The sequence below is a fragment of the Streptomyces sp. MBT53 genome (assembly GCF_016654115.1).
Taxonomy (GTDB): domain Bacteria; phylum Actinomycetota; class Actinomycetes; order Streptomycetales; family Streptomycetaceae; genus Streptomyces.
In genome coordinates this window covers 1-18,839 of sequence record NZ_JAEQAZ010000014.1, presented here as the reverse complement: position 1 = coordinate 18,839, position 18,839 = coordinate 1, and the positions used below count along the sequence as shown (strand labels likewise).

Below are 18,839 nucleotides of genomic sequence, written 5' to 3'. Positions count from 1 at the left end.
CGGCCTTCTGGCTACGAACGACGGAGTTCGAAAAGAGGTACCGCCTGTGTTCAAGGAATTTGTCGTGTCCGGCGATTCGCACATCATCGAGCCGGTCGATCTGTTCAAGACCCGTCTGCCCAAGGCGTTGCGTGAACGCGCCTTGTGGGAGGAGGAGTTCACCCTGGACGAGCCGATCGTTCCGGGTGGGCACACGGAGTTCAAGAAGCTCCACACGATCGGGTTCGACGGCTGGACGATCTCGAAGTACCGCCAGACCGGCGGGGAGACCCCGGACGGCGATCCCGACCACATCATCCGGGACATGAACTTCGACGGCGTGGACGCCTCGGTGATGTTCCCGAACCTCTCGTTGTTCGTCCTGTTCACCGACGACCACGAGCTGTCGATGGCCCACGCGCGTGTGTGGAACGACTACCTCGTCGAGCGGTACCTCCCCTACAAGGACCGACTGCGCCCCACCGCCGCTATCCCGATCACGGACGTCCCCGCTGCCGTGGCCGAGATCGAGCGGGTCGCGGGCCTCGGCCTCGGCGCGATCCTGCTGCCGGAGATCCCGCCGCTGCCGTACTACGCGCGGGAGTACGACCCGATCTGGGCCGCCGCGCAGGCCCACGGCCTGCCGGTCTTCATCCACGTCGCCACCGGCGGGGTGAAGGTCAAGGAGAACATCTCCGGGACGGCGCGGACCGTGCGCGGTCTGATGACGGCCATGAACATGGGCAAGGGCAACCTGACCGACGACATGGTGGCGGGCCGGACCATGGGCTTCGCGGCCGGCGCCGGTGTGGCCGGTCCGCAGGGCATCATCGCCAGCCTGGTCGGCGGTGGCGTGTGCGAGCGTTTCCCGGACCTGCACTTCAACCTGATCGAGTACACGGCCGGCTGGCTGGTCTCCTTCATGGGCTACATGGACAAGGCGTGGAAGACGGGCACCGGCCAGGACCCCGACTGGTGGCTCGGCTTCTGGGACGACAGCCGCCCGGCGACCGAACAGCCTTCCATGGGGCGGCTGTTCGCGATCAACGACAAGTGGCCCTACCCGCTCAAGCCCACCGAGTACGTCCAGCGCCAGATCCATGTGCAGTTCGCCGACGACCCCACGGCCGTCAAGGCACGCCACATCACCGGGCTCTCGACGGTCATGTGGGGCAACGACTACCCGCACGCGGAGGGCACCTTCCGCAGCAGCGCGGAGTGCATCGCCGAGAACTTCGAGGGCGTGAACGACGAGGACCGCGCCGCGATCCTGGGCGGCACGCTCGCCGAGATCGTGCACTTCGACAAGAGCCGGAAACTCGCCCCGGTCACCGAGAGCGCCTGATCACCGGAACGGCGTTTCAGGGCACTGAAACGCGACGACAGCGGCGGGCGGTCCGAGGGTGCCGCCCGCCGCTTCTCCTTTCAGGGCGTGGGCAGTTCGCCGATCAGGGCGAGGGAGGCGCGGGCGTACGCGGCCCGGCGCCTCTGGCTCACCAGGAAGCTGGGCGGTGCGAAATAGCCGACGTCACGAGGGAGCGAGCCGGCGCGAGCGGCGAGCATGTCCTTCGCGTCGGCCGTCGTCCCGCACACGGCGATCGCGGTCAGCATCTCGTCGGTGACGGCGGCGGCCATCGCGTCCGTGTCCCCGGCCCGGAACGCCTTGCGCAGCTGCGCCACCGGGCCCTCCCAGCCGTGGTGGGCGACGAACGGGTCGTACGTCTTCACCGTGAGGTAGAAGGCGATCATCCGGCGGGCGTCGGCCACCGCGCGTTCGGGGGCCGAGTCGTCCACCGCCGTGATGACCCAGCCGTGTTCCAGCGGCGGTTCGGTGCGTCCGGCGGTGGCGGTGCCGCGCTCGACGGACGGTCGTACGACGTCGTTCCACCAGGAGCCGGTGAACAGCCCGTGCCCGATCACGCCGTCGGCCACCCGGCCCGCCGTGGCGGCCATGCGCGTGTTGAACGCGGCGAGCAGCACGGGGATGTCGAGCCGGCCGAGTACGGGAGCGCGGACATCGGCGTCCAGCGAATAGAACTCGCCGGAGTACTGCACCTTCTCGCCGTTTTCGGCGTGCAGCCAGGCGCGGACGGCGCCGACGGTCTCCGCGATCCGGTCGACCGGCCGGTCGGCGGGTACGTCGAGCCAGTCGCGGTTGATGCGGAACGCGGCGCTGCCGAGGCCGAGGAAGAGCCGCCCCGGCGCCTGGGCGTGGAGCTGGCGCAGTGCGGTGGCGTGCGCGTACGGGGTGCGGGCGAAGGCGTAGGCGATGGCGGGCCCCGCCAGGGCGCGTTCGGAGTTCGCGACGATCTCGGCGAGGGTGAGGTAGGCGTCGTGGTCGACGAACTCGCCGGCGCAGAAGGCGCCCGCACCGGCCTCCTCGGCCTCGTGCGCCACCTCTCGGCCCGGCCAGGGCATGCCGAATCGCATCAGAGCCAGCCCTTCATGGAGCCTCGTAAAAAAGGATACTGTTTTATGGAGCGTAGGGGAGTGTCAGCGCAGTGTCCACCGTCCCCGCGGCACCGCGGCGCGGTCCACCTCCGCCTTTCCGACGGGGTTCCCGATCTGCGTGTACGACAGCCCGGTGCGCAGGGCCTGGGTGCGGGTCGAGTCCAGGGACTCCCAGATCGCGCGGACCGTGCCCTGGATCGCGGCCGGCGGCTTGGCGGCGATGATGCGCGCGATCTCGTCCGCCCGCTTCCAGAGCTCCGCACCCGGCAACACCTCGCTGACCAGGCCGATTTGGAGAGCGCGCGCCGCCGACACCCGCTCGTCCAGGCCGAGCAGCGCGATGCGCAGGGTCTCGCCGAGCGGGATGCGGCGGGCCAGTCCGATCGGTTCGAGGGCGGCGGTGAGTCCGTAGCTGACATGAGGGTCGAAGAAGGTCGCGTCGTCCGAACAGATCAGGATGTCGGCCTCGTTGAGCCAGTAGAAGGCGCCGCCGGCGGCCATCCCGTGCACCGCGCAGACCAGCGGTTTCCACACCTGGTTCAGCTTCGGCGACAGGAACTCCCCGGGGTCGGTCTGCGACCAGACGTTGGGATGGCGGTCGATGCCCTCCTTGACGTCCATGCCGGTGCTGAACGCGCGCTCGCCCGAGCCGCGCAGCACGACGACACGCACGTCGTCGTCGGTCTTCACGGTCCGCCAGATGAGCGCGAACTCCTCCAGCATCTCCTGATTGAAGCTGTTCATGGCCTGCGGCCGGTTCAGGGTGATGGTGGCGACATGGTCGGTCACCTCGAACAGGACGGTCTTGAGATCCATCCGGCGACTCCGTTCGTCGACTCGGTTCGTCATCTCGACGCGATCGAGGTAAGTAGTATACTTTTTTCTGGTCTTCGGGCGCCCGGAACGGAACAAGATCCGCGGAGGAACCTGCGATGAGGCCACGAGTGGGACAGATGCTCGCCAGCACGGTGGACACGACGGCGGTGATCGTCGTGCGCTGTCCTGACAGCGACCTGGACATCACCTGCGGCGGTGCCGCGATGGCCGAGGGGCCCGCGACCGCGGCCCCCACGGGCGCCGCGGACCCGGACCGGATGGGCGGTTCACTGCTCGGCAAGCGGTACGCCGACGAGGAACTCGGCCTCGAACTCCTCTGCACGAAACAGGGACCGGGCACCCTCGCGGTGAACGGCGTCCCGCTGCCCGTGAAGACCGCGAAGCCGCTCCCGGCCTCGGACTGAGAAGAGGGAAGCGCGCCGATGAACGTGTCGATGATCCTGGACATGGCCGCCGAGGGCTTCGGCGACCGGATCGTGATCGGACGCGCACAGGACGGGCTCACCCCCGTACGACTGCGCGAACTGGCCCTCGGTGGGGCCCGGTTGGTCCACGCGGCCGGCGCCGACGCGCTCGTGTACCTGGCCACCAACGGCCCCGCCTTCGCCGTCGCCCAGTTCGCCGCGGCCCACGCCGGAGTCCCGCTCGTCCCGGTCAACTACCGCCTGGGCGACCAGCAGTTGGACGCCCTGCTCGCGAACCATCCGCACGCCCTGGTCATTGCCGCCCCGGACCAGGACGCGGCCCCGCGCCGGGCCGGACTGCCGGTCCGCAGCCCGGCCGAATGGCTCACCGAGGCCGCCGCGCACACCGACGCCGAGGCCGACGCCGAACCGGCCCCGCCGACCGATGCCCCCGCCGTACTGATCTACACCAGCGGCACCACCTCGGCCCCGAAGGGTGTGGTCCTGCGCCACCACAACCTGGTGTCGTATGTGCTCGGCACAGTCGAGTTCGCCGCGGCGGACCCTGCCGAATCAGCGCTGATGAGTGTGCCGCCGTACCACATAGCCGCCGTCTCCAATGTGTTGACGAACCTCTACGCCGGCCGACGCACCCTCACTCTCGACCAGTTCACCCCGGAGGGCTGGCTCGGCCTCGTCCGGGAACAGCGGATCACCCACGCGATGGTCGTCCCCACCATGCTCGCCCGGATCATGGACACGGAGGGCCTGGACCGATCAGTGCCCTCAATGCGCTCGCTCGCCTACGGTGGCGCCAGGATGCCGGTCCGGGTGATCGAGACGGCGCTGCGCTCCTGGCCGGGGGTGGACTTCGCCAACGCCTATGGCCTGACGGAGACTTCGTCCACGATCTCCGTGCTCGGTCCGGCCGAACACCGCGCGGCGGTCGCCAGTGACGACCCCGTCGTACGGTCCCGGCTGGGCTCGGTGGGACTGCCGGTGCCGGGCATCGAGATCGAGGTCCGTGACGTGACCGGGGAACCCCTCGGTACGGGGGAGACCGGGCAGATCTGGGTGCGCGGCGAGCAGGTCTCGGGGGAGTACGCAGGTCAGGGATCCGCCGTCGACGAGCGCGGCTTCTTCCACACCCGCGACCGGGGCCGCCTCGACGCCGACGGCTATCTCCACATCGAGGGCAGGACCGACGACACGATCATCCGCGGCGCGGAGAACATCGCCCCCGCCGAGATAGAGGACGTTCTGCTGCGCCACCCCGATGTGCTCGACGCCGTCGTGGTCGGTGTCCCCGACGAGGAGTGGGGCCAGCGCATCGAGGCCGTGGTCGTACCCCGCGACGGCGCCCAGGTCGACGCCGGAGCACTGCGCGCCGCCGTACGCGGCACCCTGCGCGGATCGAAGACCCCGGAACGCATCACGTACTGGACCGAACTCCCGCGCACGGTGACCGGCAAACTCGTGCGCCGCGACATCGTGGCGGCACTCACCGCACCGGAGAACGGGACGAAGGGGCAGCAGCCATGAGCGTAGTCGCCACCAACAGCCCTGCCCTGCTACGGGAGTTGACGGACCGTACGGCCGCCGTGGTCGGCGGCTGGATCCCCGGCGCCACCGTCGACGGCGTCGAACCGCTCACCGGCGGCACATCGAGCCTGACGTACGTCGCCGCCCTGTCGGGTGTCCCGGCGGGCTACGCACGGGTCGTCCTCAAAGTGGCCCCGCCCGGCCTGCCTCCGGTCCGCAACCGGGACGTGCTGCGCCAGGCGCGGCTCATGGCGGCCCTGGCCGGACAGCCGGGCGTGCGGGTACCGAAGGTGCTGTTCTGTGACGCGGGGGCGCCGCCGGACGTCCAGCCTTTCGTGGCAATGGAGTTGGTGCCGGGGGAGTGCGTCGAACCGATACTTGTGCCGCGCGGCACGCTCACGCGGGAGGATGTGCGGTCCCGTGCCCTGGACGCCGCCCGGATGCTGGCCGACCTGCACCGGGTGGATCCGGCGCGGACGGCACTCGCGGCGGAGCCGGCCGTGTCGCTCCACGCCGAGATCGACCGCTGGACGCGGGCGTTCGGCACCGTCCCCGACGACCTGCGCACCGGGCACGAGGCGGTCGCCGACCGGCTGCACGCCACCGCGCCCGCCGCGATGACACCGGTCTTCACCCACGGCGACTACCGACTGGGCAACACGTTGTGCGCGGACGGCTCGGTCACGGCGATCATCGACTGGGAGATCTGGTCGCTCGGCGATCCCCGCGTCGACATGACCTGGCTGACCTTCTTCACCGACGAGGCCCGCCACCCCGCCTCCGCTTCGGACGAGCCGACCGGCATGCCCTCCAAGGCCGAACTGGTCGCCGCCTACGAGGAGTTGCGCGGCGAGTCGCTGCACGACCTGTCGTGGTTCGAGGCGCTCACCAAGTACAAGGAGTCGGCGGCGACCGCCCTGCTGATCAAACGGGGCCGTAAATCAGGGCAGTTGAACTCCATGCATCAGCGGATGCTGCCCGCGCTGCCCGTGTTGTTGGACGAGGCGGCCGAACTGCTGGGCACAGCCCGAAGTTGACGGATCCCCAGATCGAGGGCCGCTTCGAGATGTGCCAGTGAGCCGGTGGACATCATGATCAGGACACCGCCCTGGATACCGGCCAGCAGGGCCGCCGCGGCCTGGTCGGCGTCGAGGCCGGCCGGGGTCTCGCCCTGGTCCTGCATCGCCCGGATGCCGATGGCGAGCTTGTCCTGCCACGAGGCGACGAGCTGTCCGGTGACGGCCTGCGCGCCGGGTGAGGCGGGGGTCAGCTGGGACATGAGCGCGTTGAGCGGGCACCGCTGCCCCTGCCGTCGATAGCGGTCGACGACCGCGTCCCGCCAGTCGTGCCAGGCCCGCCACGAGGTGAGCGCGTTGAGGTGGGGCTGCTGGTCGGACAGGACCCAGTCCGCCTCGTTCTGGGCCACGGCGAGCAGGAGCTCCTCCTTGCCGCCGGGGAAGTAGTGGAAGAGCTGGCTCTTGCTGGTGGACGTACGGGCCCGGATGTCGTCCAGGGTCGTCTCGGTCACACCGCGGGCGCGGATCTCCGCCGCGGCTCCTTCGACGATGCGTTGCCGGGTGGCCGCGCCCTTCGGTGTGAGTCGTGGTGCCATGCCGTCACTGTGCCACTTTCTGGACTTGCGGGTCCATTTTCTGAGTGGCAACTTTGCCGTTCCCAGCCGGTTGGATCAGCTTCCGGCGGGTCGGATTCGGAGAGGCGCAGCATCATGACCAAGCGACTTGCCGGGCGGAAAGCCCTGGTCACCGGCTCCACCAACGGCATCGGCGTCGCCATCGCAGTGGCCCTGGCCGCCGAGGGAGCGTTCGTCGTCGTCAGCGGACGCGACGAGCGCCGTGGCGCCGAGGTGGTGTCCCGCATCCAGAAGGACGGCGGTGCGGCGGCCTTCGTCAAGGCGGATCTGTCCGAGGGCGTCGAAGCGATCGACCGCTTCGCCACCGAGGCGCTCACCGCGGCCGGCGGGCGGATCGATGTGCTCGTCAACAACGCGGCGCTGCTGCTCACGCCCGCCCCCACCGCCGAGGTCGCGCAGGAGACCATCGACGAGGCGCTGGCCGTGAGCGTGCGGTCGGTGTTCCTCCTGACCGGCCTGCTCGCACCGCCCATGGCCGAGCGCGGCCACGGCGCCGTGGTCAACCTGGGCTCCATCGCCGGCCTGCGGGGCACCGCGCATTCGGCGCTCTACAACATGACCAAGGCGGCTGTGCACTCGCTCACCACCTCGTGGGCCGGGGAGTACGGACCGCACGGCGTGCGGGTCAACACCGTTGCTCCCGGCCCGACTTTGACCGAGAAGGCCATGGCGATGGGGGAGCGCCTGGCCCCGTTCGTCGCGCGCATGCCCTCAGGCCGCGCCGGTACTCCGGGCGAGGTGGCCTCCGCCGTCGTGTTCCTCGCGAGCGACGAGGCGTCCCAGATCCACGGCGCCACGCTCACCGTCGACGGCGGATTCTCAGCGGTGTAGGACCGCTCCTTCGATGGTCAGTACAGCCCGCCGTCCACCCTGATGAGCGCCCCCGTCGTATAGCTCGACGCGTCGCTCGCGAGGTAGAGCGCGGTGCTGACGATCTCCTCCGGCTGCCCGGGGCGACCGACCGCGCTGCGTGTCGTCTCCCGTTTCTCCGGGGCCCAGGCCTTGGAGATGTCGGTGAGGAACGGTCCGGCCGAGATCGTGTTGACGCGCACGGTCGGGCCGTATTCGAGGGCGAAGACCGTCGTGAGTGCGTTGAGCGCGGCCTTGGCGCCCGCGTACGGGCCGAAGCGCGGCTGGGGCATCAGCGCCCCGGACGACGAGACGTTGATGATCGAGCCCCCGTTCTCCGAGTCGGCCATCCGCTGTCCGATCAACGAGGCGAGCCGGAACGGGCCCTTGAAGTTGACGCCGATCACCTTGTCGAAGAGCGCCTCGCTGGTGTCGGCCGAGGAGGGGGCGAGGGGTGACATGCCGGCGTTGTTGACCAGGACGTCGACCCGGCCGAACTCCTCGTAGGCCGCGTCGGCGAGGCGGGCCAGGTCGTCCCAGTGGCCGACGTGGGCGGCGACGGGCAGCGCGCGGCGGCCGAGGGCGCGGACCTCGGCCGCCGCCGTCTCGCACGCGTCGAGCTTGCGGCTGGCGATGACGACGTCGGCGCCCGCGGTGGCGAAGGCGCGCACCATCGCGAGCCCCAGGCCCCGGCTGCCGCCCGTGACGAGCGCGACCTTGCCGGACAGGTCGAAGAGGTCGGCCGGGGCAAGGGACTTGGTGTCGCGTGCGTCGCTCATGCCTGCACCCGGCCGGAGAGGCTGTCGTCCTCGACGATGTGGGCGTACCGCTTGCGGGCGGCCTCCAGTTTCGGCGGGATGTGCTCGCTGGGGAACAGACCGTCGGCCGGACTGCGGTGCTTGAGCAGCTGCTTGGCGATGGTGGTGCGGTGCACCTCGGTGGGGCCGTCGGCGAGGGCGAGGTTCGGTGCGGCCATCCACCATTTGGCGAGCGGGAGTTCGTTGGTGGTGCCGAGCGAACCGTGCAGATGCAGGGCGCGCTGGATGACGTCGTGCAGCACCTTCGCCGTCTGCACCTTGCACATCGCGATCTGGGTGCGGGCCGCGCCGTGCGGCTGGGTGTCGATGATCCAGGCGGTGTGCAGCACCAGCAGCCGGAACTGCTGCAACTCCACCCACGAGTCCGCGATGAACTGCTGCACGGCCTGCTTCTCGGCGAGAAGAGTGCCCTGAGTACGACGGGACAGCGCGCGCTCGCACATCATGTCGAAGGCGCGCGTGCACTTGCCGACCGTGCGCATCGCGTGATGGACCCGGCCCCCGCCGAGCCGGGCCTGGGCGACCTTGAAGCCCTCGCCGGGACCGCCGAGCATCGCGTCGAGCGGGACCCGCACCTGGTCGTAGCGGATGTAGGCGTGGATGCCCTCGTCGAGGGAGTCGCGCTCGTCCATGGTGCCGACGTTGCGCTTGATCTCGATGCCGGGTGTCTCGGCCGGGACGATGAACATCGACATCCGGGCGTGCGGCGGCGCCTCCGGGTCGGTGACGGCCATGACGATGAGGAAGGCCGCGTACCGGGCGTTGGAGGAGAACCACTTCTCCCCGTCGATCACCCACTCGTCCCCGTCACGCCGGGCCCGGCACGTGAACTCCTTCGGATCGGCTCCGGCCTGCGGCTCCGTCATCGAGAAGGTGGAGACGATGTCCCCGTCGAGCAGGGGCTGCAGATAGCGCGCCTTCTGCTCCTCGGTGCCGAACATGGCCAGGATCTCCGCGTTGCCCGTGTCGGGGGCCGCGGTGCCGAAGACGGTCGGCGCCCAGTAGGAACGGCCGAGGATCTCGTTGAGGTACGCGAGCTTCACCTGGCCGTAGCCCGCGCCGCCGAGTTCCGCGCCGAGGTGGCAGGCCCACAGGCCCTGGGCGCGGACCTGGTCCTGGAGCGGCTTGAGGATCGCGCGGGCCTTCTCGTTGCGCGTGTCGTACGGGTCTCCGCCGTGCGGGAAGAGAAGGTCGAGCGGCTCGACCTCCTCCCGTACGAAGGCTGTCGCCCAGTCCAGTTTGGCCTGGAACTCGGGTTCGATCGAGAAGTCCAGCATCGGCCCTCCGGAAGGTGCGGGTTGGTCGGCGACAGCAAAACAGTATACTTTTTAGCGAGGTTCGGTCCATACTCGGAGTGCGTGACGGCAGATGAGTATGAGGAGTTGGTCGATGCGCAGGCCGATGGAGGGCGTACGCGTTCTCGAAGTAGCCCAGTTCACCTTCGTCCCGGCGGCGGGTGCCGTGCTCGCCGACTGGGGCGCTGATGTGATCAAGATCGAACACGCCGAACGCGGCGACGGACAGAGGGGGTTGGTCCGTGTCCTCGGTTACGACGCCACCAGTGAGGGGTCGTCGTTCTTCCCGATCGTGGAGGGACCCAACCGCGGCAAACGCAGCGTCGGCCTCGCGCTGGAGAAGCCGTCGGCCCGCAAGGCGTTCGAGGAACTGGTCCGCCGCAGCGATGTGTTCCTGACCAACTTCCTGCCCGAGGCCCGCGCGAAACTGCGCATCGAGGTGGAGGACATCCGGGCCATCAACCCGGACATCATCTACGTACGGGGCAGTGGCTTCGGCCAGCGCGGGGACGAGGCCACGAAGGGCGGCTACGACTCCACGGCCTTCTGGGCGCGCGGCGGCAGCGCCGCCGGTGTCACACCGCCGGGCTCGGACCGGATGATCCGGATGCCCGCCGGTGCCTACGGCGACTCGATGGGCGGTATGACCATCGCCGGCGGTGTCGCCGCCGCCCTCTTCTCCCGCGCGGCGACCGGCGAACCGTCCGTGGTGGACGTATCGTTGCTGGGCGTCGGCGCCTGGGCGACCCAGTTCACGGTCAACATGGCGCTGATGAACGGCGGCCCGCTGCCGGTGAACGTCCAGCCCCGGCACGGCTCACGCACCAACCCCCTCATCGGGGCGTATCGGACCTCGGACGGACGCTGGATCGAACTGTCGATGCTCCAACCCGGCCGCTACTGGGCCGAGTTCTGCAAGCTCGCCGGACGTGGCGAACTCGGCACCGACGAACGCTTCGACAGCGCCGAGAAGTTGATGGCCAACGCGGCTCAGGCGGCCGACATCGTCGCCGAACTCATCGCGTCCCGCCCCTTCGAGGAGTGGGTGGAGATCCTCTCCCGAGGCGAGGGCCAGTGGTCGGTGGTGCAGAACGCCTGGGAGGTCGGCCAGGACCCCTCGCTGCGCGCCAACGGACTCATCGCCTCCGTCGTGGACGCGGACGGCGTCGACCGCGAACTCGTCGCCAACCCCGTCCAGTTCGACGAGACCCCGGTCGACATCACCCGGGCACCGCAGTTCGCGGAACACACCGACGAGGTGCTGCGCTCACTCGGTCTCTCCGACGAGGAACTGATCGCGCTGAAGATCGACGGCGCCGCGACATGAGTGCCGCGGGTGAAGAAGCGACCGTACGAAAGGAGCCGTGATGAGCGCGACCCTCGAACCCGACGGGACCCACCAGGGCGTCCCCGCCTACCACTTCGACAACCGGCTCGGCGGCCCGGTCCTCAGCCATCAGGAACGCTGGGACGAGATCGCCCGCACCCACTCCGGATTCCGCAGCACCATCGCGCGCGGATACTGGGTCGTCACCGAGGGCGAGGCCGTCCAGCAGGCACTGCAGGACTGGCGGACCTTCTCCAACCAGTCCGTCACGGCACTCGATCCGGACCCCAGGTTCCTGTGGATCCCGGAGATGCTGGACCCGCCCCAACACACCGCGTGGCGGCGCCTGTTGGGCAGCGCCTTCTCGCCCAAGACCGTCGCCGCCCGCGAACCGGAGATCCGCGAGGTCGCGTCCGGCCTGATCGACGCGGTGAAGGACAGCGGCTCCGCCGACGTCCTGGACTCGTTCGCCCGCCGCTTCCCGACCCTGATCTTCATGCGCCTGATGGGACTGCCCGAGCAGGACCTCCCGCAGTTCCTCGACTGGATCCACGACCTGCTGCATCTGTCCCACGGCGAAGACCCTCACGGCGAGCGGCAGTTGAGCGCCATGAACGCCGTGTCGGAGTACTTCGAGCAGCAGATCGCACTCCGCCGCGAAGCGCCCCGCGACGACCTGCTGTCCCGCGCCATGACCTGGACGATCGACGACGAGCCGATCAGCGACCGGGACATGCACGCGTTCTGCATCCTGCTGTTCCAGGCCGGCTTCGACACCGTCCCCATCTCCATCGGCTGGGCCCTCTACCACTTCGCCACGCACCCGGAACAGCGCAGGGCGATCGTCGACGACCCCTCGCTGATCCCCACGGCGGTCGAGGAGATCCTCCGCGTCTACTCGTTCGTCGTGCCCGCCCGCAAGGCGACACGGGACGTGGAGATCGGCGGCTGCCCGGTCAGGTCGGGGGAGATGGTGATGCTTCCGCTCGCGGTCAGCAACCGCGACCCCGAGCGCTTCGAGCGGCCCCTCGAAGTGGACCTGCGGCGCAAGACCACCAACCACATCGCGTTCGGCTCGGGACCGCACCGCTGCCTCGGCTCCCACCTCGCCCGCCTCGAACTCAACGTCGCCGTCGAGGAATGGCACCGGCGCATCCCCGACTACGGGATCACCCCCGGCCAGGATCTCGAACAGCACGGCAACATGTACGGCATCAAGCAGCTCCAGCTGGAGTGGTGAGCGCCGCCATGACCTCACCTCTCAACCCGACAGACCTGTACCACACGGGAATCGTGGTCCCGGACGTCGAGGCGGCGAAGACCTGGTTCACCCGGATCGCGGGCCACCGCTGGACGGAGACCCAGGCCTTCGACCTCACCGTGCGCATGGCCGACGGCGAGCGCGTGCTCCCGCTGCGCTTCGCGTACTCGCTGGACGCCCCGCACCTCGAACTCGTGCAGGAGATCCCGGGCACGCCATGGACCCCGTCCGGGGACCTGACCATCCATCACCTCGGCTACTTCTGCGACGACCTGCCGACGACCTCCAAACGGCTGGAGGAGGCGGGTTTCCCGCTGGAGGCCTGCGCGATCGTCGACGGCTCTCCGTCCATCTTCGCCTACCACTTCGCCCCGTACGGCGTACGCATCGAGATCGTCGACCGCACCCGCATGCCGGACTTCGACGACTACCTCCGTTCCAAGGCACCGCAGTGGCACTGACGTTCACCGAGGAGCAGGAGGAACTCCGTACGACACTACGGCGCTTCCTCACCGACAAGGCACCGAGCGCCGCCGTACGCCGCGCGATGGACTCAGCCGAGGGCCACGATCCCCTGCTGTGGCGGCAGATGGCCGACCAACTCGGCCTCCACGGGCTCGCGTTGCCCGAGGAGTACGGCGGATCCGGCGGCGGGCCCGTCGAGTTGGGGATCGTACTGGAGGAGACCGGACGGGTGCTGCTGCCGTCGCCGTACTTCGCGACCGTGGCACTCGCCGGCCAGGCCCTCACGGCCTCCGGCGACGAGACGGCGAAGTCACGCTGGCTGCCCGCGATCGCCGACGGAACGCTGACGGCCACCCTGGCCATGACGGAGGAACGCGGCTCCTGGCGGCTGGAGGACATCGAGACCTCGGCCGAGAACGGGACCGTGACGGGCACCAAGATGTTCGTCGTCGACGGCCACACTGCCGACCTGATCCTCGTAATGGCCCGCACCGGCACGGGACTTGGGCTCTTCGCCGTCGACGGAGACGCCCCCGGAGTGACCCGCACCCGGCTGGAGACCCTCGACCCGACCCGGCGACTGGCCCGCGTCGACCTCGACGGCGCGCCCGCGCTGCGGGTCGGCCCGGGCGGGGACGCCACGCCGTATCTGCGTACCGTGCTCGACCTCGTGGCGGTGGCGCTCGCCGCCGAACAGGTCGGCGGGGCACAGGCATGCCTCGACGCGGCCGTGGCCTACGCGAAGGTCCGGGTGCAGTTCGGGCGCCCCATCGGCTCGTTCCAGGCGATCAAGCACAAGTGCGCCGACCTGCTCGTCGCCGTGGAGGGCGCCCGGTCGGCGGCCTACCACGCGACGGCCGTCGCCGCCGCTGAACCACCGCAATCCGGCGAGCAGTTGGTGCCCGCGGAACTGCCGGTGTCCGCCGCCCTGGCCGCCGCCTGCTGCGCGCAGGCCTTCACCCGAGCGGCCAAGGAGAACATCCAGATCCACGGCGGCATCGGCTACACGTGGGAGCACGACGCACACCTCCATCTGAAGCGCGCCAAGTCGTCGGAGCAGTTGTTCGGAGGCCCGGCGACGCACCGGAGCCGGTTGGCCGACCTGGTCGGAATCTGAGACCGACGTCCTGTCGAAAGGTTCATCACGTGGGAATTCGCGACCGCCTGTCCCGCCTGCTGGCGGAAGCGCCCGCGGCTGCCGAGGCGATCGAGTACGACCGGAACTGGTGGACCTGGGGACAGGTCCAGCGCACCGCGCGGGGCCTCGGCGACGCACTCGACGCGCTCGGCCTGCCCGCGGGCGCCCGCGTCGGAGTCGTCCTGGAGAACCGGCCCGAGCACGTCGCCGTGGTCGCCGCGGTGATCGCCTCCGGCCGCTGCCTGGTCATGCTCAGCCCGCTCCAGCCCGCCGCCCGCCTCGCCGCGGACATCGCCCGCTGCACCCCACCCGTCGTCGTGTCCGGAGCCGAAGTCCTCGCCCGCGAGGGCGTGTTGAACGCTGTGACCGCACAGGGCGCGGCCCTTGAACTGGACACCGACGGGTCCCTACGACCTGCGGGCGGCACGGCACCCGCCGAGGCACCGACGAGTCCGGGTGTCGCCGTGGAGATGCTCACCTCCGGCACCACCGGCCCCCCGAAACGCGTCCACCTGCGCATCGGCCAGCTCGACCAGGCCCTCGTCTCCGGCGGCCAGACACGCAAGGACGACCGGCTCCTGTCGGAGTCGGCGTCCCTGGTGGCCACCCCGCTCGTGCACATCGGCGGACTGTGGCGGGCCCTCGCCTGCCTCGCGACCGGCCGCCGCATGCTCCTCATGCCCAAGTTCGTTGTCGAGCCCTGGGTGAGCGCCGTCGAACGCCACCGACTGCGCGCGGCGAGTCTGGTCCCGGCCGCGATCCGCGCCGTACTCGACGCACGGATCCCGAAGGAACGCCTCGCCACGCTCCAGGTGGTCACCTCCGGCACGGCCCCCTGCCCGCCGGAACTCGCCGACGCCTTCTTCCGCACGTACGGCATCCCCGTCCTGATGACCTACGGCGCGACGGAGTTCGCCGGAGCCGTCGCGGGCTGGACCCTCGCGCTGCACGAACACTGGTGGCAGCGCAAGGCGGGCAGCGCCGGACGGGCCTTCGCCGGCGTCGAGTTGAGGGTGACGGGAGAGGACGGCACCGAGCTGCCGGCCGGCCGGACCGGCCGACTGGAGGTCCGTACCGAGCAGAGCACCCACGGCGGCCGGACCTGGATGAAGACCAGCGACCTGGCCCGCATCGACGCCGACCGGTTCGTGTGGATCGAGGGCCGTGCCGACGACGCCATCATCCGCGGCGGCTTCAAGGTGCAGCCGGAGACCGTCAAACGCGTCCTGGAGACCCACGCCGCCGTACGCGAGGCGGCCGTCGCCGGACTGCCCGAGCCACGGCTCGGTGAAGTACCGGTCGCAGCGGTCGAGTTGGAGCCGGGGCAACCCGCACCGGACGCGGTCGAACTCACCGCCCTGTGCCGCACCCACCTCACCCCGTACGAGGTGCCCGCCCACATCGTCGTGCTCGACCAGCTGCCCCGCACCCCGTCGAGCAAGGTCAGCCGCGTCGAACTCCTCGACCTCGTACGGGCCCGGCTCGCCGAACCCGCCGGAGCGTCAGTGCCCGAAGGAGTAACCGCGGTGTCCAGCAAGGAGGTTGACCGGTGAGCGATACCGAGCAGAAGCCGGCCGAGCAGTTCGGCGTGCTCACGGACGAGGCGGTCGAACGCTCCCGGCGCCGCCTGGGCGTCCCCCAGCCGCAGCGCAACCCGCCGCACAACTACGAGGTGACGTGGGACGGTTCACGCCACTTCGCCTACGGCTACGGCGACGCCAACCCCCTGTACTGCGACCCGGAGTACGCCGCGAAGACCCGCTGGGGCGCGCTCGTAGCCCCGCCGACCTTCCTCTACACGATGGGGGAGGACGCGGCCCCGGCACCGGACCCGGAGACCAAGGCGCTCCTCAAGGGCGACCCCTTCGCGGGCCTCGGTTCCTATCAGGCGGTGATGGAGTTCGAGTGGTGGCAGCCCCTCCAACTGGGCGACCGCTGCCGGGTGTTGCAGACCCAGGTCGGCGTGGAACTCAAGCGCAGCAGCTTCGGCGGACGCACCGCACACGTCGTCCGCGACTACCTCTACGCCAACGGACGCGGCGAGATGCACGCCCTGCGCCGCGGCACCTGGATCAACGCCGAGCGTCACACGTCGAAGAAGCGCGCCAAGGAAGCACTCGAACAACAGCCGTACCCGCCCGAGCAGTTGGCCGAGATCGACGCCGCGTACGCCGCCGAGACCCGGCGCGGCGCCGAACCCCGCTACTGGGAGGACGTCGAGGTCGGCGAGGTGCTGCAACCCCGCGTGAAGGGCCCGTTGACCACGACGGACGTGGTCGTCTGGCACCTGGGCTGGGGCATGCAGCTCACCCCGCCCGGCGCCTTCGGCATCGCAGCGGCCGTACGGCGCAAGGCCCCCGGCCTCTACCCGCCCAACCGCCTGGGCGTCCCCGACACCGTGCAGCGCCTGCACTGGGAACCCGAGCGGGCCCGCGAACTCGGCCTGCCCAACCCCTACGACTACGGCGGCATGCGCGAGACCTGGCTCTGCCACCTCCTCACCGACTGGATCGGCGACGACGGCTGGCTGTGGCAACTGCGCTGCGAACACCGCAAGTTCAACTACCTCGGCGACACCACCTGGGTGCGCGGCACGGTCGTCGACAAACGGCAGGTGGACGGACGGAGCGAGGTGCACATCGACGTGCGCTGCGAGAACCAGCGCGGCGAAGTCACCACACCCGGCAGGGCGGTTGTGCTGCTGCCGACCAGGGAGCGGGCCGTCGAACTGCCCGAGCCGCCCGCCCGGGACCTGGACGGCATGGTCGCCCACGAACTGGAGCGGTTCGCCGTCAAGTGAACGGCCATCGAGAACGAGAACTCAGGAGGCAAGGTGTCGGACGAAGTGCTGGTGGAGCGCCGGGGCGCGGTCCAGGTCATCACGATCAACCGTCCCAAGGTCAAGAACGCGTTGGACGCCGGGGTGGGCGCCGGAATCGCCGCCGCGGTCGACGAGTTGGACGAGACGGACGAGCTGCGGGTCGGCGTGCTCACGGGAGCGGGGGGCACGTTCTCGGCGGGCATGGACCTCAAGGCGTGGCTGCGCGGTGAGAGCCCCGCGATCGAGGGCCGGGGGCTGTGCGGGATCACCATCACCCCGCCGCGCAAGCCGCTGATCGCGGCAGTGGAGGGCTGGGCGCTGGCCGGCGGCTTCGAGCTGCTGCTCGCCTGCGACCTCGTCGTGGCGTCCCGCACCGCGCGGGTCGGGGTACCGGAGGTGACGCGGTCCCTGGTCGCCCGGGCCGGTGCGGCCCTGCGCCTGCCCCAACGGGTCCCGTACGCCATCGCGTTGGAGCTGCTGCTGACCGGCGAGCCCATCACCGCCGAACGCGCGGCCGAGGTCGGACTGGTCAACCGGCTCACCGACGAGGGCGGCGCACTCGCCGGCGCGCTGGAACTCGCCGCGACCATCGCGGCGAACGGCCCCCTCGCCGTCGCCGCCACCAAAGAGATCGCGCAGTCCGCCGCCGACTGGACGCTGGCGGAGGGCTGGATCCGGCAGGCCGAGATCGCCTCGCCGGTGTTCTCGTCCGAGGACGCGAGGGAGGGCGCCGCCGCGTTCGCCGAGAAGCGCCCGCCGGTCTGGAAGGGACGCTGACAGCGTCGTAGAAGCACCAGGATCCTCAACTCAGGCTGCCAGGGAGGGTGTTGTGAGCGCAGGACCGCTGTCCGGCTGCCGCGTGGTCGAGCTGGGGGGCATCGGGCCGGGCCCGTTCGCCGGGATGCTGCTCGCCGATCTCGGTGCGGAGGTCGTCCGGGTGGACCGGCCCGAGCGGGCGGCCGAGCCCGACGCGGGCGGACCCGCGGACGTCCTCAACCGGGGGAAGCGGTCGGTCGTACTCGACCTGAAACACCTGGCAGGACCCGCCGCGCTCCTCCAACTCGCCGAACGCGCCGATGTGTTGATCGAGGGATTCCGCCCCGGCGTCACCGAACGCCTGGGCATCGGACCCCACGAGTGCCTGGCCCGCAACCCCCGGCTGGTCTACGGCAGGATGACCGGCTGGGGCCAGACCGGACCGCTCGCCGCGGCCGCCGGACACGACCTCACCTACATCGCCCTCACCGGCGCGCTCGGCGCGATCGGCGACGCGGCGGGCCCGCCGCAGATACCGCTCAACCTCGTCGGCGACTTCGGGGGCGGCGGCTGCTACCTCGTGATCGGCGTACTCGCCGCGCTACATGCCGTAGGACGTACGGGAGTCGGTCAGGTCGTCGACGCGGCCATCGTCGACGGCACGGCCCATCTCCTCGCGAGCACCTTCGGCAAACTCGGGCGCGGGGCATGGACCGACGAGCGGGGGATCAACCAACTCGACGGCGGCTGGCCCTTCTACGCCGTCTACGAGACCAAGGGCGGCGGACATGTGGCGGTCGGCGCCCTCGAAGCCAAGTTCTACCGGAGCCTGATCGAGCTGCTGAAGCTGGACATCGACCCCGGACTTCAGCACGACCGGTCGACCTGGCCGGAGCTGCGCCGTCGGCTGGCCGAACGCTTCGCCGAGCGCACCCGCGACGAATGGGCGGCCCTGTTCGAGGGCACCGACGCCTGCGTCGCACCCGTCCTCGGTCTCACCGAGGCGGCTGCACACCCCCAACTGGCCGCGCGGGGCAGCCTGTTCACCCGGGAGGGCGTCGTGCAGCCGGCCGCGGCACCCCGCTTCTCGGCGACACCGTCGAGCCCCGGCCCGGCCGCACCACCTGTAGGGGCGGACACCCGTGCCGTCTTCCGGGACTGGGAGATCGCCGACGCCGACGACCTCGTCGACAGCGGCGCCGCCGTCCAGTTCCCCCACTGACCGAAAGGACTTCCCAATCGTGA

Annotated in this window: 18 protein-coding genes; 13 read left to right on the top strand and 5 right to left on the bottom strand. The window is 70.3% G+C overall.

Annotation, left to right across the window (positions count from 1 at the left end):
• Nucleotides 1–64 precede the first annotated feature (64 nt).
• The gene (locus JHN45_RS07550) at nt 65–1,324 is read left to right on the top strand and encodes an amidohydrolase family protein (protein ID WP_201048478.1); all 1,260 of its coding nucleotides are present in this window, start codon (nt 65–67) and stop codon (nt 1,322–1,324) included.
• Between the two features lie 80 nt (nt 1,325–1,404).
• Here the strand turns inward: JHN45_RS07550 and JHN45_RS07545 are convergent, their stop codons facing one another.
• Both JHN45_RS07545 and JHN45_RS07540 read right to left on the bottom strand, forming a co-directional pair.
• Nucleotides 1,405–2,409, bottom strand: coding sequence for an LLM class flavin-dependent oxidoreductase (locus JHN45_RS07545; protein WP_201048477.1), 1,005 nt, complete (start codon nt 2,407–2,409; stop codon nt 1,405–1,407).
• A 63-nt stretch (nt 2,410–2,472) separates the two neighbouring features.
• Nucleotides 2,473–3,246, bottom strand: a complete 774-nt coding sequence (locus JHN45_RS07540) for an enoyl-CoA hydratase/isomerase family protein (protein WP_200709286.1) — start codon at nt 3,244–3,246, stop codon at nt 2,473–2,475.
• A 116-nt stretch (nt 3,247–3,362) separates the two neighbouring features.
• Between JHN45_RS07540 and JHN45_RS07535 the strand changes: the two genes are divergently transcribed.
• From JHN45_RS07535 to JHN45_RS07525, 3 genes are read left to right on the top strand one after another with little or no spacing between them, the layout of a single operon-like run.
• The gene (locus JHN45_RS07535; protein WP_234467609.1) at nt 3,363–3,671 is read left to right on the top strand and encodes a hypothetical protein; all 309 of its coding nucleotides are present in this window, start codon (nt 3,363–3,365) and stop codon (nt 3,669–3,671) included.
• Nucleotides 3,672–3,689: 18 nt separating this feature from the next.
• The gene (locus JHN45_RS07530; protein WP_201048476.1) at nt 3,690–5,213 is read left to right on the top strand and encodes a class I adenylate-forming enzyme family protein; all 1,524 of its coding nucleotides are present in this window, start codon (nt 3,690–3,692) and stop codon (nt 5,211–5,213) included.
• Nucleotides 5,210–6,250 (top strand): phosphotransferase family protein, encoded by a 1,041-nt coding sequence (locus tag JHN45_RS07525; protein WP_201048475.1) that lies wholly within the window; start codon nt 5,210–5,212, stop codon nt 6,248–6,250. The genes JHN45_RS07530 and JHN45_RS07525 overlap by 4 nt, the downstream gene beginning before the upstream one ends.
• Here the strand turns inward: JHN45_RS07525 and JHN45_RS07520 are convergent.
• The gene (locus tag JHN45_RS07520; RefSeq protein WP_201048473.1) at nt 6,178–6,825 is read right to left on the bottom strand and encodes a TetR/AcrR family transcriptional regulator; all 648 of its coding nucleotides are present in this window, start codon (nt 6,823–6,825) and stop codon (nt 6,178–6,180) included. The genes JHN45_RS07525 and JHN45_RS07520 overlap by 73 nt on opposite strands.
• Nucleotides 6,826–6,939: 114 nt before the next feature.
• Between JHN45_RS07520 and JHN45_RS07515 the strand changes: the two genes are divergently transcribed.
• Complete coding sequence (locus JHN45_RS07515; RefSeq protein WP_201048472.1) at nt 6,940–7,695, top strand: SDR family NAD(P)-dependent oxidoreductase; 756 nt, start codon at nt 6,940–6,942, stop codon at nt 7,693–7,695.
• Between the two features lie 17 nt (nt 7,696–7,712).
• On the opposite strand, the gene JHN45_RS07510 is transcribed toward JHN45_RS07515, so the two are convergent.
• Both JHN45_RS07510 and JHN45_RS07505 read right to left on the bottom strand, forming a co-directional pair.
• Nucleotides 7,713–8,492 carry an SDR family NAD(P)-dependent oxidoreductase gene (locus JHN45_RS07510; RefSeq protein ID WP_201048471.1) on the bottom strand — a complete coding sequence of 260 codons (780 nt, stop codon included), beginning with the start codon at nt 8,490–8,492 and terminating at the stop codon, nt 7,713–7,715.
• Entirely contained in the window at nt 8,489–9,808 is a 1,320-nt protein-coding gene (locus JHN45_RS07505) for an acyl-CoA dehydrogenase family protein (protein WP_200709280.1), read from the bottom strand. The genes JHN45_RS07510 and JHN45_RS07505 overlap by 4 nt, the downstream gene beginning before the upstream one ends.
• Before the next feature lie 112 nt (nt 9,809–9,920).
• On the opposite strand from JHN45_RS07505, the gene JHN45_RS07500 reads away from it, so the two are divergent.
• The 8 genes from JHN45_RS07500 to JHN45_RS07465 are packed head-to-tail and all read left to right on the top strand — an operon-like array spanning nt 9,921 to nt 18,816.
• Complete coding sequence (locus JHN45_RS07500; RefSeq protein WP_201048470.1) at nt 9,921–11,153, top strand: CaiB/BaiF CoA-transferase family protein; 1,233 nt, start codon at nt 9,921–9,923, stop codon at nt 11,151–11,153.
• A 40-nt stretch (nt 11,154–11,193) separates the two neighbouring features.
• Nucleotides 11,194–12,393: a cytochrome P450 gene (locus JHN45_RS07495; RefSeq protein WP_201048469.1), complete on the top strand. Its 1,200-nt coding sequence runs from the start codon at nt 11,194–11,196 to the stop codon at nt 12,391–12,393.
• Between the two features lie 8 nt (nt 12,394–12,401).
• On the top strand, nt 12,402–12,875 hold the full coding sequence (locus tag JHN45_RS07490; protein WP_201048468.1) for a VOC family protein: 474 nt from the start codon (nt 12,402–12,404) through the stop codon (nt 12,873–12,875).
• Nucleotides 12,866–13,996 (top strand): acyl-CoA dehydrogenase family protein, encoded by a 1,131-nt coding sequence (locus JHN45_RS07485; RefSeq protein WP_201048466.1) that lies wholly within the window; start codon nt 12,866–12,868, stop codon nt 13,994–13,996. The genes JHN45_RS07490 and JHN45_RS07485 overlap by 10 nt, the downstream gene beginning before the upstream one ends.
• A 29-nt stretch (nt 13,997–14,025) precedes the next feature.
• Entirely contained in the window at nt 14,026–15,570 is a 1,545-nt protein-coding gene (locus JHN45_RS07480) for a class I adenylate-forming enzyme family protein (protein ID WP_201048464.1), read from the top strand.
• A complete protein-coding gene (locus JHN45_RS07475) occupies nt 15,567–16,817 on the top strand; it encodes a MaoC family dehydratase N-terminal domain-containing protein (RefSeq protein ID WP_201048463.1) in 1,251 nt (416 codons plus the stop codon). Before JHN45_RS07480 ends, JHN45_RS07475 begins: the two co-directional genes overlap by 4 nt.
• Nucleotides 16,818–16,850: 33 nt before the next feature.
• Nucleotides 16,851–17,615: a crotonase/enoyl-CoA hydratase family protein gene (locus JHN45_RS07470; RefSeq protein ID WP_201048462.1), complete on the top strand. Its 765-nt coding sequence runs from the start codon at nt 16,851–16,853 to the stop codon at nt 17,613–17,615.
• Between the two features lie 52 nt (nt 17,616–17,667).
• A complete protein-coding gene (locus tag JHN45_RS07465) occupies nt 17,668–18,816 on the top strand; it encodes a CaiB/BaiF CoA-transferase family protein (RefSeq protein ID WP_201048460.1) in 1,149 nt (382 codons plus the stop codon).
• The last annotated feature ends 23 nt before the right edge of the window (nt 18,817–18,839 follow it).

Excerpts from the sequence above, each read along its gene's own strand:
- JHN45_RS07510 (WP_201048471.1), bottom strand. The coding sequence starts at position 8,492 with ATGAGCGACGCACGCGACACCAAGTCCCTTGCCCCGGCCGACCTCTTC.
- JHN45_RS07490 (WP_201048468.1), top strand. The coding sequence starts at position 12,402 with ATGACCTCACCTCTCAACCCGACAGACCTGTACCACACGGGAATCGTG.
- JHN45_RS07515 (WP_201048472.1), top strand. The coding sequence starts at position 6,940 with ATGACCAAGCGACTTGCCGGGCGGAAAGCCCTGGTCACCGGCTCCACC.
- JHN45_RS07520 (WP_201048473.1), bottom strand. The coding sequence starts at position 6,825 with ATGGCACCACGACTCACACCGAAGGGCGCGGCCACCCGGCAACGCATC.
- JHN45_RS07495 (WP_201048469.1), top strand. The coding sequence starts at position 11,194 with ATGAGCGCGACCCTCGAACCCGACGGGACCCACCAGGGCGTCCCCGCC.
- JHN45_RS07545 (WP_201048477.1), bottom strand. The coding sequence starts at position 2,409 with ATGCGATTCGGCATGCCCTGGCCGGGCCGAGAGGTGGCGCACGAGGCC.
- JHN45_RS07500 (WP_201048470.1), top strand. The coding sequence starts at position 9,921 with ATGCGCAGGCCGATGGAGGGCGTACGCGTTCTCGAAGTAGCCCAGTTC.
- JHN45_RS07525 (WP_201048475.1), top strand. The coding sequence starts at position 5,210 with ATGAGCGTAGTCGCCACCAACAGCCCTGCCCTGCTACGGGAGTTGACG.
- JHN45_RS07540 (WP_200709286.1), bottom strand. The coding sequence starts at position 3,246 with ATGGATCTCAAGACCGTCCTGTTCGAGGTGACCGACCATGTCGCCACC.
- JHN45_RS07530 (WP_201048476.1), top strand. The coding sequence starts at position 3,690 with ATGAACGTGTCGATGATCCTGGACATGGCCGCCGAGGGCTTCGGCGAC.
- JHN45_RS07535 (WP_234467609.1), top strand. The coding sequence starts at position 3,363 with ATGAGGCCACGAGTGGGACAGATGCTCGCCAGCACGGTGGACACGACG.
- JHN45_RS07505 (WP_200709280.1), bottom strand. The coding sequence starts at position 9,808 with ATGCTGGACTTCTCGATCGAACCCGAGTTCCAGGCCAAACTGGACTGG.